Origin of the sequence: Blautia hansenii, from assembly GCF_013304445.1 — a bacterium.
Taxonomy (GTDB): Bacteria; Bacillota; Clostridia; order Lachnospirales; family Lachnospiraceae; genus Blautia.
Map to the genome: position 1 here is coordinate 1 of NZ_JAAITA010000029.1, position 25,925 is coordinate 25,925.

A 25,925-nucleotide genomic window follows, 5' to 3' on the forward strand; every position below is an offset into this window, starting at 1 on the left:
TTCTTCCTCCGGAATCTCCTCTTCTTCCGGAATCTCCTCCTCTTCTGGAATTTCCTCTTCTTCCGGAATTTCTTCTTCTTCTGGAATTTCCTCTTCCTCTGGAATTTCCTCTTCCTCCGAGATTTCCCCTTCCTCTGACATCTCCTCCCTTTCTGGGATTTCCTCTTCCCCCGAGATTTCCCCTTCCTCTGGCATTTCTTCTTCCTCCGGAATCTCCTCTTCTTCCGGAATCTCCTCCTCTTCTGGAATTTCCTCTTCTTCCGGAATCTCTTCTTCTTCTGGAATTTCCTCTTCCTCTGGAACTTCCTCTTCCTCTGGAATTTCCTCTTCTTCCGGAATTTCCTCTTCTTCTGGGATTTCCTCATCTTCCGGAATCTCCTCTTCTTCCGGAATTTCCTCTTCCTCTGGAATTTCCTCTTCCTCCGGAATTTCCTCTTCTTCTGGGATTTCCTCTTCTTCCGGAATCTCCTCTTCTTCCGGAATTTCCTCTTCCTCCGGAATCTCCTCTTCTTCTGGGATTTCCTCTTCCTCTGGAATTTCCTCTTCCTCCGGAATTTCCTCTTCTTCTGGGATTTCCTCTTCTTCCGGAATCTCCTCTTCTTCTGGGATTTCCTCTTCTTCCGGAATCTCCTCTTCTACCGGAATTTCCTCTTCCTCCAGAATTTCTTCTTCTTCCGGAATCTCCTCTTCCTCTATTTCCGGCACCTCTTCTTCAAAAGTTTCCTCCGGCACATCATATTCCATATCTTCTGAAAATTCATCTCCCATATACTACTTTCCCCTCTTATCATGTATTTTCGAGATTTTTTTGAATCGTTACATCGTGTATTTTTATAGAAGTATGATATTTAATTCTCCGAAACAACTGCACCTTAACACAAGCCACTAATTCATCATCCAAAACCTCATCATTTAACTCTGCTTTAATCAGACTGCGAAGTTTTGGAATAACTTTTTTAATAATTTCAAAGTCTTTACTATCCTTTTTAAAATATTTATTAAAAATTCGGCGTGCCACTTCTTTGGCCAACATGCGGCGACCATATTCACAGGTAACATGACAATATTTTACATAAGAACATTCTGGATAGGGTCTTAGTTTATCCTGCTTATCCTTCCAATAAGTGGAAAGATTCTTAATCCCTTCATCTGACAGTGTAATCTGAATGTTATTCTGGAGACGATAATCCTCTGTTTTAACTTCTTCTGGTTCGTCCAATTTATTAAAGAAGAAAAATGCTTCGCCCGGCTTTAATTTAGACAATCTCTTTATCTGTACCTCATCCATACTTGCAGAATCCGCTAAAATTTGTTTATCTGTAGCCTCCACAAGACGAAATGCCATCTTTATGTCTGTAAGTGCCACAACATCTGTTGAAACTTTTCTTGGAGACTGGTCTGCAATAACAATTCCAACACCATAAGAACGAATCTCAGCCAACATGCGTTTCACCAATCCCTGTGCGATAGCACTCGGATTGGCATCTCCCTGTCCCCCATTGCTCTGTGCATCCAAAAGAACATGCGCCTCTTCCAGAAGGATTAAATTTTTAAGTCCTCCTTCCCCTACATAATTACTATTCACATATGCCAAAATGGATAATAGCAACAGCGAAATAAGAAGTGCTTTCTGGTCACTATTTTCAATGGCCGCCAGTTCAATTACGGTTGGCTTGGTCAGCAAGTCCTCAACGGGTATTGAAAAATAATTATCAAATAAATTCTCAAGAGAGTTTAAACGCACCACTCCTGCTCTTCCAATGTTCTTCGCATCTCCGGTATAACCAATAGCGTCAAAGGTTTCCTGAAAACACTTGATAAAATCTGTTATATTAAAAATCCGACCTTTATCCTCAATGGTATAAGTATCCAGCCAACGAAAATCTGAATAACAGTTGTTAATAGCCTCTTCAAATATTTTGTCAAGAGGTGTCGTCATTGACACACCTGCCGCAAATGCTGTCTTCAATGTTGACTTATAAGTTTCCAGTTTTACATTTTTAGGCGGTACAAAAGGATTATACACAAAAGGTGAAATAAAATTTTTTCCAGGTGTAAATACCTGCAAGTCCGGAATACTCTGTACCAGGGCACGATATTCATTCTTGGCCGGTTCAATAACCAAAAACGGAATTTTATGTTCTTTCCAAAGGCGATCCAAAAGTCCTACAGAAAAAGTTGTTTTACCAGAACCGGGTGTCCCTACAACCAGCATATGTTTTGCCAGATCCTTTAATGAAATTCCGATTTTGTCCCCTCTTGAAGAAGACTTTAAAGTACCGATCTCTATATCTCCTGCATTAATAATATGGTCTGCATACGTTTTGCTGGTTTTCCCGGATTCATTTACCGGAAGTCCGGCAGAAACCCGGCTGCTTCCAATGGGGAGACGGAAAAATTCCGATGCTTCTTCTGCGGTAATCATATACGGCAATCGGTAATACGCCTCAGAAAAAACTCCGCTGTTCCAGATTTGGCTCTCCCGTTCCCTTGTCATCAACACTTCATTCACAGCCCATGGCAAAGGATAAAAATTTGTATCTTTTTGCACTTCACCTTCCTGCAAATCAATAAACTTCATTTTCACAGGCTGCTTTGGCGTATTCAGCTGTGCATATACTCTGGAGGAAATTTCCGGTGCGCTTGTTTGGTTTCCATATATTAAGATATTATATAAAAAAAGCGGATTATTTCTTTGTGTGGCATAATATCTGTAAACTTCCGCGTTTTTTTCAGCAAGGGCAAAGCTCACATTTCCAATTTCTGCTGTTCCTTTTCCCAACATATCCAAAATCTGCATCATTCGACTGAGTTCTTCCTGTTCCTGTCCTTCCAATCGAGCAGGAATCAGCTGAAAAGATACTGCACAATCAGGATGTGCGGTTAAAATATTTACGAGCCTGCTTAAATCCTGTGCCGTATCTTGTATTATGTCATAGGTATAGCAAAAGGGAAGCATCTGATTTTGAAGATTTTCTACCCCTTCTTCCTTGACAAGTGCTTTGACAGAAGATGCTTCTATATTTTTAATTTTTTCTGTCATTTCTTCCATAGAACGTTCTTCATACTCATACTTCTGAAGTTCTAATGCAGACTGACAGGCACGCATAATAGCATCTGCTGTTTTCACTGCGTCTTCTGAAGATTTTTCAATAGAACGCACAAGCAAATACATTTTAATCTTTGCTTTATAGGGCTGATTTTCTACTTCTTCTGCAATCCAAAGAATCTCCAAGGCAGTATCTTTCTCTTCGCCTGACATGGAAGACTGTACTTTATAATTTTGATATATCTCTGCCAACAGGTTTCCCATATCTTTTTTATAATTTTTTACAATCTCAGCCTCTTCTGCATTGTTGTCTATAATCGAAAGATTCGGTATTGACGTAATTTCTATTACGCTTAAAGCAACTGCTTCATTATTTTCAAGATAACTAACTGAAGTTTTACTCATAATTTCCCCCTTTTTTTCCATTCTTACGGATAATCCTTTCCCCCATTTGGCGCATGACATCTTCCAAGTCTTTGAATCCCTTTCCATACTCCCCGCACAACTCCGTACTTTTCTATGGCCAGTATCATATATTCTGAACAGCTTGGTTCAAAGACACACCTAAGGCGTACCGCATCTGGTGCTTTATTTTGATACAAATGCACCATCCAAATAATGATTTTTTTAGAAATTACGGCCAAATAAACGATTACAGCAAAAAGGCTAATCCACCCTTTTCTTTCCAATTCCGGGCATAAACCATAAAGAAAAAAAGATACACTCAAAAAAGTCCCAAGTCCCCCCAGCACTGCATAGAATGGCTTTCGATAGTTTATTTCCGGTCTGTTTAAAGGATTTTCCGGTTTTGGGGGAGACGTGCTGTCTATGACCGGCGCCCCTCCTACATCATATGGAAATTTCATGTTCCCTCCTATAAAACAGGAGAAATGCCACAGCACTTCTCCCTAAAACTTACTATTTTACAAATTTTCTCTCTCTGAGCATTGCCTTTGCAGCCTGCAGGCTTTGCTCCAAAGTTTCATTGTTACGCATTGAGAAGCTAAACTCTGTATTTGGAACAATAATTTTCAGTGTATCTACAATGTAATTATTTTTCTCTGCAGAAATTCCTTTTTTAATACAGCCGGTAAGATGTGTATCAATCTTCTCTACTACTCGCTGCTGTGTAGTAAAGCAGGTAATATCCTGATAAAAGAAATCCTGTGTAGTTTCCCATACATCATCACTGGTCATATCAAATTTATATGTATAAGTATAAATTTGTGTATCACTGAAGAAAATCCAGGAAGCTGCAAATCTGGAAGCAACGGCTTGAGTTCCTTCTACTTTTACCCATACATCATTGCCATCAAAGGAATCTTCAAAGGCATAACCACTTAAAACAATGGGCGGAATTTCTTCAATTTCACTTTCATCCAATGCAATCTTTGCCAGTGCCCGTTCTTTTAAGTTCAACCCATACAACTTATTAGCAACCGCCTGCTGGTATTCCGTCATGGTCATTTGCTTTGTTCCATTCATGCCTGACAAACACCCTGCTGTACAACCCTCATCTGCCAAAAAGAAATCAATGACTCTTTTCTGTTCCTGTGATTTTCCTCTTTTTAAATTTTCAATCAGCAGCTTCTGTGTGCTTTTCTCCATACCTTTATCTAAACATCCCATCTTTTTTTCTCCCTCTTTATTTTTTCTTTTTACAGACAACCTGGTCTGTCAATTCCCAGAATCAAATACAACTGTTCTACATCTGTTTCTGACAATCCCGTTTCCTGTGCTTTCACAACTAACTCCTGCCATGTCGGGCTGGTATTCAGAAATTTTTTTGTATAATAATCATATTTGATATACGCCCAGAAATAATAATAAATTCCCAGATTTTCAATCATCAGAGCAGCCTGAATATCTTCTTCTATTTTTTTTATAATAGAACGCTCTTTCATTGTGCATGCTTTTTTTCCATTCAAGCGGCAAATTGCTGCGTAAAAAAATGCCTGAGAATTATCAAAATTATCTTCTATAGCTTTTTCAAAAGCCTGCAAGGCCATCTCCCTTTTTCCAAGTTTTAAATAGCACATAGCCACAGACATATTTAAATCCTGATTTTCAGGATTTTCCTCCAGCTGCTCTCGATAGGACCTGGCATATTTTTGAACCTCTGGCATAGGCATATCGTATACACTGTTGAATGTCGTAATAATAACCGGTCTATGACAATATTTGCATTCTTTTTGCCCTGTATCCACGGGCGCCCCGCAACCCGGACATTTGATATCAATAACCTGATAAGCCATTTTTCTCATCTCCTGTCAATTTATTCATTTTTTTATAATATTGAGATAATATATCAATTTTCTATATTTTACCTGCCATTTTTTTTGTTTTCAATATGTGGACAGTGTTGTGGACAGACTCTTTTCTATAATATAGTTTTTTTTCTTTTCTCAATGTTATACAATATAAACAAAAATACAAAGGAGTCTATTATGTCCAAATTTTCACAACTTCTTTCTCAATATATAGAAGAAAAAAATGTACGCATCTATTCCCTTGCTGAATACTGTGGAATTGACCGTTCTTTCATGTACAAAATTGTTCATGGGAAACGTACCCCAGGTTCTGCATCTACGGTAAATAAAATTGCCGATTATTTACGTTTGACTCCGGGAGAATGTCGTGAACTAACAGATGCATATTTTATCACAGTCCAGGGAAGTGATAATTTTTACAGGCGGAAACACGTTTTGGCCTTTTTAAATGATTTCAAGAATATTGTCAACAGGGATACTTTAAATTTATCCTTTTCTTTCCAGACCTCCTACACGCAAACGCTTATTCCCCTGGATGGTGAAACCAACGTTAATCAGGCCATATTCAATCTCGTTGCCTGGCAGGCGCAAAAAGAATCTGGTGAAATTCATATGCTTATCCAGCCCAAATTCCCCTTTCTCACTCAGCTTTTACTATCCATTGCCAGAAATTGTCATCAACTAACGATTCGCCAGTTGATTTATCTGAATAATATGGACTCCGTTAGAGAAAATCGGAAAAGCTATAATCTACATTGTCTGCAAAATATTCTGCCGCTGTGTACCTGTAAATATCAGTATCAGCCCTATTACTATTACGATACTGTTCCTTCTTCACTCGATAGTTTCCGGCTCTTTCCGTATCTTCTTTTAACAGATAATCAGGCTATTATTCTTTCGGAGACACTCCAAACTGGCTTCTTTACTTCTCAGCCAGACATGATTAGTCTTATAAAAAAGATTTTCAATCGCTACATGGAACAGGCTCGCCCTCTACTTCTAAAAATCGAAGATGTACATACACAGCTTTCTTTTATTCAGCAATGTGTAACCAGTTCTTCTATGGCCTATAATTTTCAGATGACGCCCTGCATGACAAATTTGCTCTCTTCCGAGTTCCTGAAGAAGTATCTGATTCCTACACTTCCTTCTCGTGAACTCTTTATCGCACAATTAGAAAACCATATAGGTCACGTAAATAGCCTCCATGAAGAACAGGAAGAAATTCTTATTTTTTCAGAAGATGGGATTGTAGAATTTTTAAATACAGGAAAAATAGAAGAATATCCTTCTTACATATATACACCGCCCTCATTAGAAGACAGAATTGACTTGATTCACCGTTTCATCAAAGAGTGTGAAAAGGACCGGCGTCATATGCGAATGTTAAAGCACACCATAGGAAGTGTTCGAAATGGTGCAAATATTTATTGTAATTCATGCAATGGGTATCTTCTTTTTACTCCTGCTGAATTTGACACGCCTATTTATCTAAACATTCAGGAATCCGGCCTTTTATCTGCCTTCTTGGATTTCTTTGAAAATATGGACCAGTCACTATTCTATCCGGAGGAAGAAATCCCAATTCGCTTAAAACAAATAACGGAACGATATTTATAAAAATCGAAAATCATCTATGGAAAAAATTAATGATTGCGGCCAGAAAGCCGTATCTTATAAAGAAAGAGCATCAGACTGAGAATGGTAAAATCGGTATTTTGATGCAGTAATCTCTCAAAGTGCCAATTTGCCCATTTTGAACGAATCAGAACAGCAGTTGAAGGATTAGAGCCACATGCCTAAGTGAAGGTGGCTCTAATCCTTCAACCGAAATACATATGTCCTTACTTGTAGTAAAATCCCGCACATTTCATATTCGTATCAAAGGATATGGTGAACATGATTTGTCCATCCTCATACTTCGCCAGTACCATAGCTGCCGCATATTCTGTTCCCGTGTCTTTATCCTTTGTTCCCTTTACCTCCACTTTGGAAAATTCCTGAAATTCATCAAAAGCCACACCGTTTTGCATAACCGGGGTAAACGAGTCCTCATAGACTTCTTTCAGATTTCCGGCATTGACTTTTTCTACGATTGCCTTTGCTGCTTCTTTTACTTTGTCCTCGTCAAATTTTTCCGAAAGTTCGGTTCCACAGCCGCCCAGGCAGCCCACAATAACTGCAATCATGCAAAGCATTACGATTTTTCTTATCTGTTTTCCTAATTTCATGTTTCCGTTCCCCTTTCTGCCCATTTTTGCATATCTTCATACAGCCGCTCTGTATCTTCTTTGGTTTCTCCGTTTAACACTATGGTCGGCCCTGTGGTTTCCAGGACAATATAAGACTTGCAATCCTTGTATACAAAAAGCATATAATCTCCATAAATTTCATTCCGAAAATGTCCTTCCAGCAGTTTCATACTTCCCAAACCATTGGTTCGTTTTCCAGGCTGCAGCTTATTCGTATGGGATATCTTTTGTATATCTTCCCTCTTTATTTCATAATCCGGCCAGTACGATGCCACAATTTTCATTTTTTCTCCGGCAAATCTGGTTTTTACATCTCCGGTAACAAGGGAAATACCGATAACGACAACCAGCAGAAGTGTAAAAATGACGCTGCATCTGTTGATTATTTTCACCATCCTCTGCTGTTTCCCACTCTCCATCCCTGTTTTTTCTTCTTCCGGTGGTTTTACTACACAAATAGTATTGCACAGCAGAATCACAACGATTGTGCCGATAGATAAATACACGAAAGCCAGTACCAGATACCAGTCCGGAGCCTGTTCCCCCAATACAGCTCCAAGCGCCAAAAGAAGCGTGACTCCGCCCATGTACAGACCTATGACCCGGCACAGACGCTTTTCCTTGTATTTTTTCTTTTCCTCTTCACTTGCAGTATTGTAACCTGCAATCAGAAAACTCCCCTTTCCCAAAAGCAACACTGCCGATAAAATCCCAAAGATACCAACCAATATCCACATCATGCTTTTTCCTCCTCCCTGGCATCAGGAATCAGCAGAATCACCCGAAATTCTCCGTCTTCCTGTTCTATAGTACACGTTCCCTCATACTTTTTCAGCGCCTCTTTTACATTCTCAAGTCCCAGCCCCTGATGTCCGTTTCTTTTATTTTTCTCTTTTGATTTTCCCACTGTATTCACAATCTCAATAACCAGAAATTCTTTTGATTTCTCTGCATGATTTTCATAAAAATAGCATTGGTCAAATTTACAGACAGCCCCCATAGCAACACTACTCCCGCCAGAAACAACAGGTAATAAAACAAATAACCTCCTTTCCCCTTGCGAATACGGGAAGTAAACCAGCACAGAAGCCCCAGCAAAACCAGTATATCCGGCACAATCCATTGGTACATATCACTTCCTCCTGCCTGCCAGATATTTGCTCAGAACCTCTTTAAACAAAGGGGACTGTTTCTGTGCCAGAGGAATTACCGTACCATTTGTCATATAAATCTCGTATCCTCTCATATTTTTAATTTCCCCCAGATTCACCACAAAACTTTTGTGGGGTGAGGCAAATCCGTATTCTTCCATCCGGTCTCTCACATCTTTCAGCCTTCCTCCCATTTCATAAGTCCCATCCCTGGCAGTTATAAAAATCCTTCTGCCGGAAAATTCAAAGAAGTAAATCTCCTCCGGATGCAGAAAAATCAGTCCGCTTTTTGTAGAAAACTCCAACAATGGACTTTTTTCCTGTTCTTCCTCCTGGTAGGTTCTGGCATCCTCCACCTGAGCCAGAATTTTCTTCTTTGTCACCGGTTTCAAAAGATATCCAAAGGCGTGAACGGAAAAGGCTCTGCCCCCGTATTCGCTGTAGGCCGTCACATAGACAATTTTCAGCTTTCTGTCTCGAAGACGAATCCCCTGGCTGTTTCAATTCCGTCCATTCCTTTCATATCAATATCCAGGAACAAAAGGTCATAAGTTTCCGTCTGCTTTAGAAACTCCTCGCCGCTGAAATACACATCTATCTTTTCCAGGGGGTTGGGATACTGGTGTAGGATATCCATTAGTATGTCAGCGGCCCTTTTATCATCATCGCAAATTGCTATCTTCATTTTATGTATTCATCATACTGTAAAGAGCTGCCCACCAATTCCTTAGTGCGTCAGCCCTTTACACGCTTTTAATCTTCTAACCGAACAAAACGATTACAGAATATCTCTATTCAAGACAAAAGTTTCTTTAATTCTTACAAACCTCATCATAAAGATTCCGTCCCTTAGAATCAATCACTACAATCACCGGAAAATTTTCCACTTCCAGTTTACGGATAGCCTCTGTGCCCAAATCATCATAGGCAATCACTTCTGCCTTCTTGATACACTTGGAGAGCAGCGCTCCCGCACCGCCTACAGCGGCGAAGAAAACAGCGCCGTTTCGCACAATGGCATCTGTAACTTCCTGCTTTCTTCGTCCCTTTCCAATCATACCGGTCAGACCCAAATCCAGCAGTCTGGGGGCATACTTATCCATACGGCTTGCTGTAGTCGGACCGGCGGAACCGATGGGACGTCCCTCTCTGGCCGGAGTCGGACCCATATAATAAATCACATTTCCATCCAACTCAACAGGAAGTTTTTCTCCCCTGTCCAGAGCCTCGGACATTCTCAAATGCGCCGCATCTCTTGCAGTGTAAATCGTTCCCGTAATATAGACATAATCTCCTGCTTCCAGTGTCTTTACCTCTTCCTTATCCAGAGGCGCTTTCATATATCTGTCCATTCTCATTCCTCCCAAAGCATTATATGGTTCTGGCAATATGACGGTTTACATGACAGCAGATGTTCACTGCCACCGGAAGTCCCGCAATATGTGTCGCATAAGTATTGATATTCACTGCCAACGCTGTGGTATCGCCGCCAAGGCCTGCAGGTCCCAGACCGATTTCATTGATTTTTGCCAGCAGTTCCTCTTCCAGTTCTTTGATATGAGGAAGTTCGGAATGTGTACCGATTTCACGGGTCAGCGCCTTTTTCGCCAAAATGGCAGCCTTTTCAAAGGTTCCGCCGATTCCCACGCCTACCACAACAGGAGGACATGCGTTAGGGCCTGCTTCTCTTACCGTATTCACAATCGCTTCTTTTACGCCTTCCACGCCATCCGCAGGTTTCAGCATATGGATTTTACTCATATTTTCACTTCCGAAGCCCTTAGGCGCTACCAAAATCTCTACTCTATCCCCCGGTACCAGTTCATAGTGAATAATAGCCGGTGTATTGTCTTTTGTATTGACACGAAGCAGCGGATCACCCACAACGGATTTTCTCAGATAACCCTCCTGATACCCCTGGCGCACGCCTTCGTTTACTGCGTCTTCTACGCTGCCTCCTTCAAAGTGTACGTCCTGTCCGATTTTCAAAAATACTACGGCCATACCGGTATCCTGGCAAATGGGAATCATATCTTCCCCCGCAATTTCCAGATTTTCCAGAAGCTGTCCCAAAATCTGTTTTGCCAGAGGCTTTGTCTCTTTCTCGTGTGCATCTTTCATAGCCTTGTCCATATCCGGTGCCAGATAGTGATTGGCCTGTATGCACATTTCTTTAATATTCTGTGTCAGAAGTTCTACGTTTACGCTGCGAACCATACTTGTTCCTACCTTTCTGTTTTACTTTGGCTGACCGCTTAAAGGTCTGCTGAAATCAATACGGTTAAAGTCCTTAATATCGTCGGACTGATGTTGTCCCAGCAGTCCAATCAGCATATAATACCCGTTTCTGGGATCCTGGGGATATTCCTTTACCAGAGTAAAGTCCCCGATTTTCCCGGTACTGGAAATATGCATTCTCGGTCCCAGACATTCCAGAATGTACGGACCAATCTGCACATGATGTTCATCATAATAAGAAACCGGCAAATCCTGCGCCACTGCTTCTTTCACCTTTTTTTCCAACTGAAACAAATTCACATCCGGCTTCTGCTCAAATTCCAGTACAAACCCATGACGCACATCGGAGCGGGGACCGTCCTGTGCATATCCCTCTCCCATGAAATGCACACACAAATCCTCCAGCGTATGAGCTGCTTTCCTGTAGACCACGGACTTATGTACAATCTTTGCAATATTTTCCGGAAGCGGCCCGAACATGTTGGGACGGGTAATGATGATTTCTTCCCCGATTCCTACCAACAGGTCTGCGTTTCTCTTCAAAAACGGAAATATCAGTTCAAAATGCTCCACAATTACCATTTTTCCGTTCCTGGAAGCTTCCAGAATAGCCTCTGCCAGCACATGCATCTGGGTAAATGCAGACTCAAACCGGATATCCAAATGATAGGTATGGGGAGAAAACGGGTCTTCCAAATCCTCATGAAGAAGAGGAAGGGGACGAATATTGACGCCTTCATCGTCATTGGTCAAATCCACCCCCGGAAACATTCCCTTAATCAAGAGACTCTTTCCGGCTCCTGCGTCTCCGATAATTCCTATAATGTGGTCAAAGGGGCTTAAATACATCTGGCTTAACTGCATACCCAAATCCGCCATACGGCGATTGCCTCTGGGTGCAAAATAATAGCTGTACAGGTTTCCCTCCTGCATCTGTTTTGAATATGCCATACTTTTTTCCTCTGCTTTGCACAAAAGGTGCCGTATAAAGGGGCTTTTCAATCCTCACTCAATACGACACCTGTGTTTCGTCAACCTTTATTTCTGAGTTTTTCTTGCTTTTCTAAGAGCAAGGATTCTTTCCATTTCATTGTAAACAATCATAAAGCCTTCGTCAACACCCATACCCGGTTTTGCAAGAATCTGGTCCGGTTTGGTTGCCATTGCACAGTTTACGCAAACCTGTGCAGAACGGTCTGTTTCGTTACAGGTACCGCCCTGGTAAGCGCCGAATCCTTTTTCTTTGCAGTAAAGAACGGCTTCCACAATGTTATTGATTCCGCCAAGGTCCGGTGTCTTAATCTGTGCCATATGTCCGGCTTTGTTGTCTGCAAAGTATTTTACATCTTCCAGAGTATTGCACCATTCGTCTGCCACTAACTCTACATCAATGCCTCTTCTGTCCACTTCTTCTCTCAGTCCCTTTAAGCAGAGCATCTGTTTTTCTCTTTCCTCTGCGTCCATAGGGCCTTCAATTCTCAAATGGAAGGGTTTTGCCGCTTCTTCCAGTTCTGCCAGATAATCCGCCATAGCCGGATAATTGTCTACGCCGAAAATTGCACCAATCGTACCGTATACGTCAATATGGAACACCGGCATATAATTTTCGTCATTGCGCAGCTTCAGCACACGGTCTCTTAACCACGCCACATACTCTTTTAAGATTTCTCCGTGCTCGCCCAGTTTCAACTTCACATTGTTAATCAAAGCGTGAGGCATAACCGCAGCACCTTTTAAAATCATCTTATCCGCATTGTCATAACGGCTGTCCCCGGACTGGGTAAATACAGGAATCGGCTCTTCTGAAACCGTTGTGCCGTATTCATCAGCAACAACCTCGCACATCAGACGCTTGCTGGATTTTGCCACTGCGTCCAAAATCGCCTGACTTACTCCATAGCGGATAGCGGTGTGCAGTCTCTTACCCTCCACCTGAATGTTTTCCAGCATTTCGCATAAGTTCTTAAAGCTGTCTGCCTCTTTTCCAACCAATTCCGGTTTGATATATTTGTCAATAATCGGAATAAAGTCTTCTGCCAGAAACAGCGGGTCACGTCCGCCTGCACCGGAATACTGTACGGCTGCACAGTCGCCCCAGGCAATCTGTCCGTCCTCCAGAATCAGCATGACGGAAATGGCCTCTCCGGCCTGTCTTACAGACTTAAATCCCGGTGTAACGGTCTCCCCAAAATATGCAGCGCCGTCAGAAACAGCGCCTTTTTTAATCGCTCTCTGGTCATCAAAGAAAAATCCGGTTCTTGCTTTTGAACAAACTACGTCTACTATTTTCATGATACTCTTCTCCTTTATTTACCGTGATAAAGTAAACTTTCTTTCTATTTTCCTTTTATATTTTCTCTTTCGTTTCTGCCTCTCTCATCATTTAGGCTTACCAACTAATCTACCCTTACTGATTGCATACACGTCGTCAATCACCATCTGGAAGGAAGCTTTTCTCTTTTCCATCTTCGCACGATGTTCAATCTTGCCTCTGTTGAAGTCAATAAGTTCCTGCGGAAGCGGAACGTGGGCGGTATTTAAGTAGCGCACAGCGCCTTCATGGTCACGGGCCGGAAGCATTTTGCCGAAATTGTATTTACTCGGGGCAAACGGAATATCAATGACACCGGCTTTGACTGCGCGGATAACGCCAAGCGCCAGATCACCCATACCAAGTTCAAAGGTCTTGTCCACAATAGCACAGGTTTCCCCTTTGATGATGGCCTTTTCCAGTTCCAGAGCAGAGCTCTTTAATTCCTGGTCAGCTAACAGGGAAATGGCCTGTTTTGTACAGCGCAGCCCCTGTGCATTGGCTTCCATGGTCGGTACACCAATGGCTTCATGAGGAGTCTTAACAATTACTTTTGTAGCTTTTGCCAGAGCTGCTACAGAACTTCCCCAGGAAATAACAGCGAAGGCTTTTGCTTCGTCCTGTGGGAAGCCGCCCATCCACTGATGAAGTACGGAAGTAACGGTTACATCTTCGTATCCGTATTTTTCCAGGTATTCTTCTGTCAGTTCTTCCAGAACCCGAAGGGCTGCAACGTCCTGTACCAGGTTACCGCACTGGCCGTAACCTACGGTTACATTTTTTACACCCTGTTCTGCTGCCAGAAGAGCCTCAATAATGGCAACCGCATTGGACATAGACGGCGGAACCAGAGTACCGGTTAACGGTCCGTACGGCTCACGGTTAATGGATACGCCTGCTTCTTCGTAGATACCGGTCAGACGGTCTACATACTGCCAGTCATAAATGGTTCTCTCAAGAGGAACGTCTTTTGCATATGGAATATTGTAGGAAATACCGCCGCCTTCATAGCTTGTAAACCCTCCTGCATAGCAGATTTCTGTCAGCAGTCTGGCGTCCGGAGTACCATGGCGTACCTGTACCGGAGTATCCAGATTTTCAATAATCTGACGGCATCCGTATACACCGTGGTTGACGGCCGGAAAACCATTGAGCATGGATTTCTGTGTGTGGATAGACTCTTTAATTCCCACCTCTGCCTCTTCATAACGGTTCTGACGTGTATAAGAGTCAATGGTTGTAGGAAGCAAATCTGCCTCACCCTGGTTCTGCAGATACTGCAGAAGTTTAATGTGTTCATCAATCAATGCTACACCGGCTCTTGGCTGAATCAGTGTTCTTCTCTCCTTCTTCGCTGCTGACAGCTTTCTGGAAAAGCTCTTTGATTCCGGCATATTTTTGTGATACTCAACCGCTTCGTCAAAATCTACATCTTTACCTGTCGGCCACTGTTCCAGAATTTCTTTTCGGATACCGTAAAATTCATCATCCGACAATCTTTTATTCCTTATGTCCATAATAAGCAATCTCCTTCTTCATAATTTCCAGCGCCGCTGTGGGATAATGCTGGGAAAGCAGTCCCATGGCCGCCAGAATATATTTTCTATCCACCAGGATTTCCGCATGCTCCGGGCGCAAAGAGCCGGGAGTGCTCTCATCATACAGAGCGTATTTGGCAATCTCCTCTGTATGTTTTGCATGTATCAGTGCCCCGCCTGTGACTATGACGTATTTTACACGGCGCAAATCCTTGCCGCTTTGCAGATAAGTAAGTCCACAGGGGGTATATACCTGTTCCAGAGAACCTGCGTGACGTGTCACCGCTGTCTCCACAGCCGCACAGGACAGCGCATAGTCCATATTTTCCATTTCTTCGTTATCCGGAATATAGTCTGTGTGACTTCCCAGATATTCCACCAGTCCCGCAATTTTCTGGCGGTTGATACCGGATATTTTCGACAGTTTCCGGTCTCCTGCCGCTTCCAGAATCCCCTGGACGCTGTAACGCATACCAATGTCGCCTTCCACACTTCGTTTGGCATATGGCTCCTGCAGTCCCTTCATCACCGTAGCTGCATTGGCCGGATTTCCGTCTGCAATGGAATAGACATCTGTTGTGGCGCCGCCTAAATCCACGCCTACCAGTTCTCCAATGCCCCGGCAATCCTCCCAACCGTCAGACAACAACTCCATGGCTGCCAGCATGGCAGAAGGTGTTGGCATAATAATGCCGGAAACCAAATCCGAAGCCTCGGAAAGTCCTTTTCCCTGCACAATTCTCTTCAGAAAAATTTCCCGTATCTGTTTCTGTGTGGGCTCAATGTTCAATTCACCAAGCCTTGGCATAACATTTTCACAGATATAAGTGGTTCTTCCCTCCAGAATTTCCTGACACTCCTCTGCTGCACAGCGGTTTCCCGCAATCACGATGGGGCAGTCATAGCTTAAATCTGCCAGCATTTTGGCATTATAGAGAATACACTCTGCGTTTCCCCCGTCCGTTCCTCCTGTCAGCAGAATAATATCCGGGTGATATTTCTCAATCTCCCGCATATCCCCTTTTGTCAGGTTAAAAGAATAGGTTTTCCATACCTTTGCACCGGCGCCCAGAGACGCCTCTTTAGAGGCCTGGGCCGTCAGTTCCGGTACCAGACCGATAGAAATCATCTTCAGTCCTCCGGCTGCGCTGGAGCAGGCATAGCGTTCCTCATATTCCATATGCCCCACTGTCTTTTCCAGGAGTTCCAGCGCGTCGCAAAGCCCGTTGTTAATATCTGTTTCCACTGTGGTATACGCTGCCGCCGTACCCAGAATCTCACAGCCTTCCACATCCACAGCCGTTACCTTGGTGTTGGTGCTGCCAAAGTCCACCAATAAGATTGGTTTCATTTCATTCACCGCCTCGCTTTATCAGTCCTCTGTCTTTGGAGCTTCCATGCCGAAATCTTCATACAATGCTGCAATGGTTGTTTCCGGCGCTGTACCCGGACCGAATACCCGGTCAAAGCCCATGGCTTTGAAACGTTTTTCCACTTCATTAAATGGCTGTTTTCCTACAACGATATTTCCTCCTACATATAAGAGAATATCCTTTAAACCAGCCTCGTTGCATTTGTCTCTCAAACCACGGCAGTCCAGCTCTCCGTGACCATAAAGAGAGGACACTAAAATGGCATCTGCGCCTGTCTCAATGGCAGCGGAAATATATTCCTCCTGAGACACCATAACTCCAAGGTTTGTCACATCAAATCCCGCATCCTCAAAGGCATGCTGGAGAATACTGATTCCCACTGCATGTACATCTGCGCCGATAACGCCGATGATTAATTTCTTTTTATCCACTGTAAACCGCTCCCTTCCGCTTTTTCTGATTTATAATACATTTTTAATGGTATCCAGTAAGGTTCCATCGCGGTACAGTACGTTTGCTACAACTCGTTCTCCCATTTCCACCCGTTTGGGGACACCCGCAATGTCCTCTGCAATCTGTTTCAATTCTTCTATATCTTTTACCGGCAGTCCGGCTTTGATTAATTTTTCCTTTAATTCCTTCTGTTTCGGATTCACGGCAATGCCCCTCTGGGTTACCACCACATCTACCGTCTCACCCGGTGTGGATTTGCACAGCACCTCATCTACAATCAGAGGAAGTCTGGCCCGGATAAGGGGCGCCACAATAATTGCCAGCTTTGCACCTGCTGCTGTGTCGCAGTGTCCGCCTGAACCTCCCATGATGTATCCATTGGAATCCGTATGCACATTGACATTGAAATTCACATCTACCTGGGTTGCACCGAGAATCACCACATCCAGACTGTCTACTGCTGCACTTTTCGCCGCCGGGGACGCATAGCGCATAGCCGAAATTTCCTGGTGTTTCGGATTTTCCCGAATGGATTCAATGGCTTTTAAATCAAAACACTGCACATCCAAAATCGTGTCAAAGTATCCTTTATTTGCCATATCCACCATGTAACCCGTAATGCCGCCCATACAGAAGCTGCCTTTGATGTGTTCCTTTTCCATCATCTCTTCCACATATTTTGCCACAGCCAGAGATGCACCTCCGGCGCCGGTCTGGAAAGAGAAACCGTCCTTTAAGTATCCGGAATGCTTCACCACCTGTGCCGCCAGACCTGCAATGCGAAGTCCTACAGGGTCACGGGTAATCTTTGTAGTTCCGGACACAATCCGCGCCGGGTCGCCAATCTGCTCTACCTGCACTACATAATCCACATAACCCTCATGAATGGAGGTATCTTTTAACGGATAAGGCACCAGGTTATCGGTCAGCACCACTACCTTGTCTGCATGCAGCGCGTCAGAAAATGCGTATCCCAGAGAACCGCAGGCTGACGGGCCGTATTTTCCGCTGCAGTTTCCCATCTCATCTGCACAGGGCGCTGCCAGAAAAGCAAGGTCAATTTTTGAGGAACCATTTTCCATATCTCCGGCTCTTCCTCCGTGACTTCTGAAAATCACTGGTTTTGCCAGAATCCCTTTGGAAATCGCCTTTCCTACCTTTGCACCCATATAGTTACATTCCAGCCCTGTCACAACCCCGTTTTTGATATGTTCAATAATAGGTTCGTGAATATCGAAAATGGAACTTGCATTTACCGTCAAATCCCGAATTCCCATCCGGGCTGCTGCGTCCAGCACCATATTCAGCACATAATCGCCGTTTCTCATATGATGATGAAAAGAGATGGTCATTCCGTCTTTCAGCCCTGCTTTTTCAATGGCTTCTTTTACAGAACCGATTAATTTATTCATCTGCACGCACCTCCATAAATCGCTTCTTCCATTTCCAGTACCTGACGGGCACGTTTTACAATAGGTGCGTCAATCATCTTCCCTCTTAAGGAAATCACACCCTTGCCCTGACGCTTGCCTTCTTCGATGGCATCCATGACGTCATGGGCATATTCGATTTCACTCTCTGTGGGAGAGAAAACGGCATTTACAATATCCACATGCCTCGGCGAAATCACCGCTTTTCCTGCAAATCCCAAACTCTTGGCAAATTCGGTATCTTTTTCCAGGCCTTCCATATCCTCCACATCGGTAAACGGCGTGTCATAGGCTTCAATGCCGCAGGCTCTGGCCGCACATACCAGACGTGTTCTGGCATAAAAGATTTCCTTGCCCTCTTTGGTCCGTTTGCAGTGCATGTCTGCAGTAAAGTCTTCTCCTCCCAGAAACAGGCCGATAACCCGCTTATCTGCGCTGGCAATATCAAAAGCCTTTTCTACGCCAAGAGCAGTTTCAATCAGTGGAAGAATCTTCACAGAGCCTTCCTCCACTCCGGCTGCTTTCTCCACTTCTGTTATGTAATCTGCCACCTGGCGAATCATCTCGCCCCCGCTTACCTTCGTGGGCATAACCACATCCGGTTTCAGAGGAATAATCGCTTTCAAATCTTCTTTCCAGAATTCCGTATCCGTAGGATTGATACGAACTACCACTTCACAGTTGGGGAAAGACTGATATTTCAGTGCATTTCTCACCAGAATTCTGGCTGCATCCTTTTCGTCCGGAGACACTGCGTCTTCCAAATCAAAAATGATGGTGTCTGCACCCAGAGTATCCCCATTTATCAGCATATTGGGAGTGTTTCCCGGTAAAAACAGCATGGTTCTTCTCATAACGTTTCCACTCCCCCTCTTTTCAGTGCAGTTTCCATTCGTGCGCGTATGACGCAGTCTAAGGCACCTTTGTCTTTAATAAAGATTTTTCCCGTGGAAACATCAAATTCCTTTAAGGTTTCCAGTACGGCAGCCCGAATGGAATCCATATATTGATTCGCAACAACGGAGTCAATCTCCAGGGTCAGTTCCTTTTCGTCTGGCTCAATCTGAATAAACAAATCACTGGATTCCAGGGTTCCTGCTACTGCATTTTTTAAAATCTTCACAGGCTTTCTCCTTTCATCGTCTTCCTTCTTCTGTCTTACTCTGTTACACTTTTGGAAACGCCCGCCTGAGCCAGAATCTTCTGCTCAAAGGCAACCGCTTTTTTCTCCAGCACCGCTACTTCCTCAGAAGTTGCTTTTACAAATTCTTCGTCCTTAATGGATTCCAGATTGATTTTTACATTAAACAGCGCGCCCAACACTGCAGTTCTTGCCATCATAGTCGCAACCAAAGCATCGGTAACGGCTGTTTTATTTCCTTTTGTTACCATCACTTCCGCAAACGGAAGCACTTCATAAGCGGCTTTTGCCACAGATAAAGGCACGGCTACGGCTGCTTTTAATCCGTTCTGCATAGCTTCTGTACGGGCTGCCTTTTCTTCCTCTGTTTCCTTCGGAAGCGTCAGGGCCTGCATATACAAATCAAAAGATTCGCTGTCTCTTTTGATGTCGTCCAACAGCTGCTCGCAGATTTTATGCATAGGCTCTACAGCCTCTTTCATTTCTTCTTCTACTTCTGCGTATTTTTTCTTGCCAATCGTCAATCCCGCCACCATTTCTGTCAGAGCTGCTGCCAAAGCGCCAGCGAGGGCGGAAATACTTCCGCCCCCAGGTACTGGTTCATTAGAGGCTGTCTGCATGGCGAATTCTTTAATTGTCATATTTTTCATGGCATATACCTCTTATATTATTTTGAATTAAAGTCTTGTTTCAAGTACCTGTTTCGGGTCAAAGCCTTCAAATCCCAGGTAGTATTCTGCGCAGTCTACAATTGCCTGCAGCGGAATCAGACCAACGACTTCACTGCCAAGTACATTTACGCCGTAACGTCTTGCTTCCATACGAACGGTTTCAAATACTGTGTAAACAGATGTTTTTGTATAGTCTGTTAAGTTCATGGATACCTGCGCAATGTTTCTGTCCTCCAGCATAACGCCCATAGCTTTGCAGTAACGGAAGCCGCCTTTGATGTGACGGATTTTATCTGCGATTTTCTGAGCGATTTCTACGCTAGAAGTATCCAGGTTGATGTTGTAAGCAATCAGCGGCATTCTTGCGCCGATAGCTGTTACACCACCGGTAGGATGAATGGTGTTTGGACCAAAATCCGGTTTCCATTTTTCCTGGTCTTTCATTTTTTCTGCCATACCTTCAAACTGTCCCTGACGAACTTTTGCAAGATTTTCTCTGTGAGGAGCTGTAGCAGATTTTTCATATAAGAAGAATGGCTGACCAAATTTGTCTGCTGCTTCTTTTGCAACTTCTTTTGCAAGAGCGTCTGCTTCTTCTACCGTTGTGTTGCGGATAGGAATGAATGGAACAACGTCTACACAACCCATACGTGGGTGCTGTCCCTGATGTTTTGTCATATCGATTAATTCTACTGCTTTTCCAATCGCTGCAACCATAGCTTCTTTTAATGGTTCCGGTTCACCGATAACGGTTACGACACTTCTGTTGTGGTCTTCGTCAGAGCTGTAGTCTAATAATTTTACACCTTCTATATTGCGGAAGCAGTCCACGATTTTTTCGATTTTTTCTTTGTCTCTTCCTTCACTGAAATTCGGTACGCATTCGATAATTTTGTTCATAATTGTGTTCTCCTTATCTCCATTCTTTGTGATATACAGTTTCCCCTTTTTTGATAACCGTTTCTACCAGATTAATGCCTGTGTGATATGGCATAAAGTGGATAGATGGGAATTTCAAAATAACAATATCCGCCTGTTTTCCCGCTTCCAGGCTTCCCACGGTATCAGCTCTGTCTACAGCCGCCGCGCCGTTAATGGTCAGTGCGGTAATGACTTCCTCAATGGACATATTCATATAAATACAGCCAAGCGCTACCAAAAGAGGGATAGAATTGGTAAAGCAGCTGCCCGGATTCAAATCCGACGCAAGCGCCACTGCGCATCCTTCATCAATCATTTTTCTTCCCGGCGCATACTCTTCTTTCAAAGAAAATGCAGTGGCAGGAAGGAGGGTACTGATAACTCCGGCCTCTCTCATCTGACGGATTCCTTCATCGGAAGCCTTCAGCAAATGGTCTGCAGATACAGCTCCCACTCTGGAAGCCAGTTCTGCGCCTCCAAGCTGGTAAATTTCATCTGCATGAATTTTCAGCTTAAATCCCATCTTTTTTGCTTCTGTGAGATAATACTCGGAATCTTCTATATTAAATACATTTTTTTCTGTAAAGATATCAGCAAACTCTGCCAGGTTCTCTTCCTTTACTTTCGGCATAACCCCCTGAAGCTGTTCTTCCAGAAATTCTCTTTCTTTGCCTTTCCACTGAGGAAGAACACTGTGAGGTCCCAGAAAGGTTCTGACAATATCCACAGGATGGGTTTCATCCAGTTTTTTCATGACACGAAGCTGTTTCAGCTCTGTTTCACAGTCCATGCCGTAACCGCTCTTGCCTTCTACGGTGGTAACACCGAATTCCAGCATACGGTTCAACCGTTCTTCTCCTGCTTCTATCAATTCCTCTTCTGTAGCTTCTCTGGTAGGAACAACGGTGGCATTAATGCCGCCGCCCCGTTCCATAATGGACATATAACTGTCGCCTTTTAATCTCCAGGAAAATTCATCTGCCCGGTATCCGCCGAAAATAAAATGTGTATGAGAATCCACGAATCCCGGCATAACGGTTTTCCCTGCAGCGTCTATGACTTCATATTCGTTTAAGTCCACCTGTCTGTCCAGTTCCTCCGTAGTACCTGTGGCAACGATTTTATCATCATGGATAATCACAGCGCCGTCTTTAATCAGACCAATATCCGACATTTCTTTTCCGTGTTTCGGCGCGCTGCCCTTACAGGTAACCAATTCGGAGGCATGGCGTATATATCTTTTCTTCATGTTCTGTCTCCTCATAACTGTTTGCGGAAATTCTTAGTGGTGTGTATGATGATGAGGTTCTACCACCACGTCTTTGCACACTCTTTCAATCAATTCATCGTTTGCCAGGTATGGCATTGTGATGTAATCTTCACCATTTCTAATCTTGTTGTATTCTGCAACTGTTTCAATCGAATGTTCACATCTGCCCCAGCTTCTTCTGGATACACCAATCATAGTATCCCATGGAATAGCTGCCATTAAAATTTCGTCCACTCTTTCGCTTCCGTCCAGAACCATACCAAATCCGCCGTTGATGGATTTGCTGATACCAACACCGCCGCCGTTGTGAAGAGCTACAAGGCTCATACCTCTTGCTGCATTGCCTGCGTAGCAGTGAACAGCCATATCTGCCGTAATGTTGGAACCATCATAAATGTTAGAGGTTTCTCTGTATGGAGAATCTGTTCCGCCTGTATCATGGTGGTCACGTCCCAGCATAACCGGTCCGATTTCACCGTTTCTTACCATTTCGTTAAATTTCAGAGCGATATCTCTTCTTCCAAGAGCATCCTGATACAGAATACGGCACTGTGTACCAACAACCAGTTTGTTCTTTTCTGCGTCGCGAATCCAGATGTAGTTATCTCTGTCCTGGCTTCTTCTGTTCGGGTCAATGATTTCCATTGCTGCATGGTCTGTTTTTCTTAAATCTTCCGGTTTGCCGGACAGACAGCACCATCTGAATGGTCCATATCCATAGTCGAACAGCTCCGGTCCTAAAATATCTTCTACATAAGATGGGAAGATAAAGCCTTCGCTGGTGTCTTCTCCGTTCTTCGCAATATCTTTTGCGCCTGCGTCAAAGACTGCTTTCATAAATGCATTGCCATAATCAAAGAAGTAAGCGCCTCTTTCTACCAGAGTCTTAATCAGATGATAATGTTTCACCAGAGACTGGTCTACCAGTTCACAGAATTTTTCTTTATCATTTGCCAGCATTTCTGTTCTTTCTTCAAAGGTCAGACCCTGTGGGCAGTAACCTCCGTCGTATGGAACATGGCAGGATGTCTGGTCAGATAAGAGTTCAATCTTAATATTATTGTCAACTGCATACTGCAGAAGGTCTACGATATTTCCGTGGAATGCAATGGAAATGGTTTCTTTCTTATCCATGTATTCCTGAGCCACACGGAATGCTTCCGCTGCGTCTTCGATGACCAGACTTACCCATCCCTGGCTGTGACGTGTTTCAATTCTGGAGTAATCCACTTCCGCAACGATACCGACACCGCCTGCGATTTCGATGGCTTTTGGCTGAGCGCCGCTCATTCCGCCAAGACCGCTGGTTACAAATAAATGTCCGGCCAAATCGCCGTCCTGTGGAACGCCTAAGAATTTACGTCCTGCATTTAAAATCGTATTAAAAGTACCGTGAACGATACCCTGTGGTCCGATGTACATCCAGCCGCCGGCTGTCATCTGTCCATAGGAAGAAACTCCCATAGCTGTTGCTTTTGCCCAGTCTTCCGGATTGTCAAACATACCAACCATAAGTCCGTTTGTCACGATAACTCTCGGGCTGGATTCATGAGATTTAAAGAGTCCCATTGGATGTCCGCTCATCATAACCAGTGTGTGATGATGTGTCAGTTTTTCCAGATATTTTTTGATTAACTGATACTGCATCCAGTTCTGACAAACCTGTCCGGTTTCTCCATATGTAACCAGTTCGTAAGGATAAAGCGCTACGTCATGGTCCAGGTTGTTGTCAATCATAACCTGGAAAGCCTTTCCTTCGATACATTCGCCTTTATATTCATCAATGGGTTTTCCGTAAATTCTTTCCTTTGGCATGAAACGGTATCCGTAAATACGTCCATGTGTCAATAATTCGTCCAGGAATTCCGGTGCCAGCTGTTCATGCAGTTCTTCCGGTACATATCTCAAAGCATTTGCTACTGCCAGTTTAATCTCTCTTTTGTTCAGTGTCAGTTCTCTCATCGGCGCTCTTCTGACACCTTCCTTAAAGGTTGGATATTCCGGTAACACCGGGTCTAACTTGATTACCATTGCATTTCCGATATCTGCATTGTTCATTTCACATCGTCTCCTTTGCTTTTTTTGTGATTGTATCATTCGCGCAGTCTAAAAAACGTCTATTTTCCTAATCAGCGCAGAAAAAGGCCTGTTTCTTTTGACGTTTTTAACCAAATTACCCAAAATATTTTTGTGTGATAAAGTAAAAGTGCACTAAAACATAGAATTTCTCCTTCGAAATAGGAAAACCAGAGAACGCCCGGCTCTGTGGGATTCTCTGGTTTTCTATTCTTTTATTCCTGGTAAGGTCTTATTTCCGGAATTTTCTCTCCCGCTCTTTTCATACACTCTTTCAACTTCTCTGCCAACTGCCCCCTAATATCTCTATAAACAGGATTTCTGACCAAATTCACACTTTCAAAAGGGTCTTTTTCCAAGTCATACAAATACTGCTCATAGTAAACATCTGCTCCAGGACATTCCCAAGGGTCTTCCTCTGCCACAACAGAATATTTCCATTTGCGTGTACGAATAGCACGCCCCACCTGACTTTCACTGATTTGAACAAACACACACTCTTGCCATTCCTGCACTTTTCCTTCTACCAAGTTTCTCAGCGAATGCCCCTGAAAATCTTCCGGTTTTGGAATCCCTGCACAATCCAACAGCGTAACCGGTAAATCTATCAAGCTTACAAGATTCTGAATACGTTTACCGCCCGTAAAACTTCCACCTGTTGCAATGAGCGGAATATGAATACTGGATTCATGACAGGAACGCTTGTATTCGCTGTTTCTGGTACAGAAATGACAACCATGGTCAGATGTATAAAACAATATTGTGTTTTCCCACAGGCCTTTTTCTTTCAATGTATCTACCAAATATCCTACATTTTTGTCCAAACTATGGCACTGCCCCAAATAGTCCGGATAATTTTCCTTCCAGTCTCCCTCTCCCTCCGTCATATCACCAGGAGGAGTAAAATTGCCGAAAAGTTCTTTACTTCCGTCCGGTCCCTCAAACCTACCATGGTCATTTTGATGATGTGGTTCGATCTGAGAAATGAACAGAAAGAATGGGTTTTCCCCCTGATACTTATGCAGATAATGGATCGCATAATTATTAACAGCATCTGCACGATATCCTATAAATTCGTGTTTTTTCCCAGTTTCATCAAAAACATATCCATCATAACCGTGGGAAGTAGCTTCCAGTACATCGGAAGCCATCCAATAGTCCCGATAACCACCCCTCCTGTTTTCAGGTACTGCTCTTGTCTCGAAGTTTTCTTCATCTTCCAAAGCCTCGTAGCTGCTGCGATTAGATGCCAAATGCCACTTTCCTACATACGCGGTCTCATAACCTGCCCGGCGAAAATAATCCGCCAATGTTGTTATGTTTTCCGGAAGCGCTTGTGCATTGCGATGGCACCCTATCTGTGTGGCATACTTTCCACTTTGCAGACAAGCCCGTGCAGGTCCGCATACTGGCTGACATGTAAAAGCCCGTTCAAAAAGAGTCCCTTCCTTTGCCAGTCGATCCAGATTAGGCGTTACGTCTAAAGGCTGCCCATAACACCCCAGCGTATCCCAACGCTGTTGGTCTGAAAAATAAAATATAATATTGGGTCTTTCCATATTTTTTCTCCTCTATTTCAAGCCTGTCGATACAATACCTTGTACAAAATATTTCTGTGCACACAGGAATAAGATAATCATTGGCACGGAAATTAAAGTTGCCGCTGCCATCATAGGTCCCCATCTCACTGTGGTTTCATCCCGAAACATAGTCAAGGCCAACTGGACTTGAGTTTCCGCAGTTTTATCCACAGAACCTATAATCATCCTTGCTGATTATTA

General features: G+C 43.5%; 27 protein-coding genes. 1 reads left to right on the plus strand and 26 read right to left on the minus strand.

The features are described from left to right. From G5A70_RS14130 to G5A70_RS14150, 5 genes are all read right to left on the minus strand, one after another. Positions 1 to 768: hypothetical protein (locus G5A70_RS14130; protein ID WP_180211156.1), on the minus strand; the 768-nt coding region annotated here is incomplete at its 3' end. A 19-nt stretch (positions 769 to 787) separates the two neighbouring features. Continuing rightward, a complete protein-coding gene (locus tag G5A70_RS14135; RefSeq protein ID WP_173750142.1) occupies positions 788 to 3,454 on the minus strand; it encodes an ATP-binding protein in 2,667 nt (888 codons plus the stop codon). A gap of 23 nt (positions 3,455 to 3,477) precedes the next feature. Further along, a complete protein-coding gene (gene yidD, locus G5A70_RS14140; RefSeq protein ID WP_173750143.1) occupies positions 3,478 to 3,915 on the minus strand; it encodes a membrane protein insertion efficiency factor YidD in 438 nt (145 codons plus the stop codon). Between the two features lie 52 nt (positions 3,916 to 3,967). After that, positions 3,968 to 4,678, minus strand: coding sequence for a hypothetical protein (locus G5A70_RS14145; protein ID WP_173750144.1), 711 nt, complete (start codon positions 4,676 to 4,678; stop codon positions 3,968 to 3,970). Between the two features lie 29 nt (positions 4,679 to 4,707). Beyond that, the gene (locus tag G5A70_RS14150; RefSeq protein ID WP_173750145.1) at positions 4,708 to 5,304 is read right to left on the minus strand and encodes a hypothetical protein; all 597 of its coding nucleotides are present in this window, start codon (positions 5,302 to 5,304) and stop codon (positions 4,708 to 4,710) included. Between the two features lie 192 nt (positions 5,305 to 5,496). On the opposite strand from G5A70_RS14150, the gene G5A70_RS14155 reads away from it, so the two are divergent. Next, positions 5,497 to 6,939, plus strand: coding sequence for a helix-turn-helix domain-containing protein (locus tag G5A70_RS14155; protein ID WP_173750146.1), 1,443 nt, complete (start codon positions 5,497 to 5,499; stop codon positions 6,937 to 6,939). Positions 6,940 to 7,163: 224 nt separating this feature from the next. Here G5A70_RS14155 and G5A70_RS14160 read toward each other — a convergent pair whose 3' ends face one another. From G5A70_RS14160 to G5A70_RS14255, 21 genes are all read right to left on the minus strand, one after another. Then, a complete protein-coding gene (locus G5A70_RS14160) occupies positions 7,164 to 7,550 on the minus strand; it encodes a DUF3887 domain-containing protein (RefSeq protein ID WP_173750147.1) in 387 nt (128 codons plus the stop codon). After that, positions 7,547 to 8,311, minus strand: a complete 765-nt coding sequence (locus G5A70_RS14165; protein ID WP_173750148.1) for a DUF3784 domain-containing protein — start codon at positions 8,309 to 8,311, stop codon at positions 7,547 to 7,549. Before G5A70_RS14165 ends, G5A70_RS14160 begins: the two co-directional genes overlap by 4 nt. Then, entirely contained in the window at positions 8,308 to 8,478 is a 171-nt protein-coding gene (locus G5A70_RS16230; RefSeq protein ID WP_420314202.1) for a GHKL domain-containing protein, read from the minus strand. Before G5A70_RS16230 ends, G5A70_RS14165 begins: the two co-directional genes overlap by 4 nt. Positions 8,479 to 8,483: 5 nt before the next feature. Continuing rightward, on the minus strand, positions 8,484 to 8,702 hold the full coding sequence (locus tag G5A70_RS14175) for a hypothetical protein (RefSeq protein WP_173750141.1): 219 nt from the start codon (positions 8,700 to 8,702) through the stop codon (positions 8,484 to 8,486). Position 8,703: 1 nt separating this feature from the next. Further along, a complete protein-coding gene (locus G5A70_RS15795; protein WP_226853624.1) occupies positions 8,704 to 9,174 on the minus strand; it encodes a LytR/AlgR family response regulator transcription factor in 471 nt (156 codons plus the stop codon). Between the two features lie 11 nt (positions 9,175 to 9,185). Then, positions 9,186 to 9,407, minus strand: a complete 222-nt coding sequence (locus G5A70_RS15800; protein ID WP_226853626.1) for a LytR/AlgR family response regulator transcription factor — start codon at positions 9,405 to 9,407, stop codon at positions 9,186 to 9,188. Positions 9,408 to 9,534: 127 nt separating this feature from the next. Next, entirely contained in the window at positions 9,535 to 10,074 is a 540-nt protein-coding gene (locus G5A70_RS14185) for a Fe-S-containing hydro-lyase (RefSeq protein WP_173750150.1), read from the minus strand. 19 nt (positions 10,075 to 10,093) lie between these two features. After that, entirely contained in the window at positions 10,094 to 10,939 is an 846-nt protein-coding gene (locus G5A70_RS14190; protein WP_173750151.1) for a fumarate hydratase, read from the minus strand. Positions 10,940 to 10,960: 21 nt separating this feature from the next. Then, entirely contained in the window at positions 10,961 to 11,911 is a 951-nt protein-coding gene (locus G5A70_RS14195) for an alanine-tRNA synthetase second additional domain-containing protein (RefSeq protein WP_173750152.1), read from the minus strand. An 87-nt stretch (positions 11,912 to 11,998) separates the two neighbouring features. Then, positions 11,999 to 13,252: a methylaspartate ammonia-lyase gene (locus tag G5A70_RS14200; protein ID WP_173750153.1), complete on the minus strand. Its 1,254-nt coding sequence runs from the start codon at positions 13,250 to 13,252 to the stop codon at positions 11,999 to 12,001. An 87-nt stretch (positions 13,253 to 13,339) separates the two neighbouring features. Further along, positions 13,340 to 14,788, minus strand: coding sequence for a methylaspartate mutase subunit E (locus tag G5A70_RS14205; protein ID WP_173750154.1), 1,449 nt, complete (start codon positions 14,786 to 14,788; stop codon positions 13,340 to 13,342). Next, positions 14,772 to 16,160: a methylaspartate mutase accessory protein GlmL gene (glmL, locus tag G5A70_RS14210; RefSeq protein ID WP_173750155.1), complete on the minus strand. Its 1,389-nt coding sequence runs from the start codon at positions 16,158 to 16,160 to the stop codon at positions 14,772 to 14,774. Before glmL ends, G5A70_RS14205 begins: the two co-directional genes overlap by 17 nt. 21 nt (positions 16,161 to 16,181) lie before the next feature. Beyond that, positions 16,182 to 16,613: a methylaspartate mutase subunit S gene (gene glmS / locus G5A70_RS14215; protein ID WP_173750156.1), complete on the minus strand. Its 432-nt coding sequence runs from the start codon at positions 16,611 to 16,613 to the stop codon at positions 16,182 to 16,184. Between the two features lie 30 nt (positions 16,614 to 16,643). Then, positions 16,644 to 18,047 (minus strand): citrate lyase subunit alpha, encoded by a 1,404-nt coding sequence (gene citF, locus G5A70_RS14220; protein ID WP_180211157.1) that lies wholly within the window; start codon positions 18,045 to 18,047, stop codon positions 16,644 to 16,646. Continuing rightward, positions 18,044 to 18,919: an HpcH/HpaI aldolase/citrate lyase family protein gene (locus G5A70_RS14225; protein WP_173750158.1), complete on the minus strand. Its 876-nt coding sequence runs from the start codon at positions 18,917 to 18,919 to the stop codon at positions 18,044 to 18,046. The genes citF and G5A70_RS14225 overlap by 4 nt, the downstream gene beginning before the upstream one ends. Then, on the minus strand, positions 18,916 to 19,188 hold the full coding sequence (gene citD / locus G5A70_RS14230; protein ID WP_173750159.1) for a citrate lyase acyl carrier protein: 273 nt from the start codon (positions 19,186 to 19,188) through the stop codon (positions 18,916 to 18,918). Before citD ends, G5A70_RS14225 begins: the two co-directional genes overlap by 4 nt. A gap of 35 nt (positions 19,189 to 19,223) precedes the next feature. Beyond that, positions 19,224 to 19,856 (minus strand): cyclodeaminase/cyclohydrolase family protein, encoded by a 633-nt coding sequence (locus G5A70_RS14235; RefSeq protein WP_173750160.1) that lies wholly within the window; start codon positions 19,854 to 19,856, stop codon positions 19,224 to 19,226. A 27-nt stretch (positions 19,857 to 19,883) separates the two neighbouring features. Next, positions 19,884 to 20,777 (minus strand): glutamate formimidoyltransferase, encoded by an 894-nt coding sequence (gene ftcD, locus G5A70_RS14240; RefSeq protein ID WP_173750161.1) that lies wholly within the window; start codon positions 20,775 to 20,777, stop codon positions 19,884 to 19,886. 13 nt (positions 20,778 to 20,790) lie between these two features. Further along, positions 20,791 to 22,047: an imidazolonepropionase gene (gene hutI, locus G5A70_RS14245; RefSeq protein WP_173750162.1), complete on the minus strand. Its 1,257-nt coding sequence runs from the start codon at positions 22,045 to 22,047 to the stop codon at positions 20,791 to 20,793. 33 nt (positions 22,048 to 22,080) lie between these two features. After that, a complete protein-coding gene (locus tag G5A70_RS14250; RefSeq protein ID WP_173750163.1) occupies positions 22,081 to 24,126 on the minus strand; it encodes a urocanate hydratase in 2,046 nt (681 codons plus the stop codon). Between the two features lie 233 nt (positions 24,127 to 24,359). Further along, positions 24,360 to 25,703 carry a sulfatase-like hydrolase/transferase gene (locus G5A70_RS14255; RefSeq protein WP_173750164.1) on the minus strand — a complete coding sequence of 448 codons (1,344 nt, stop codon included), beginning with the start codon at positions 25,701 to 25,703 and terminating at the stop codon, positions 24,360 to 24,362. Positions 25,704 to 25,925 lie beyond the last annotated feature (222 nt).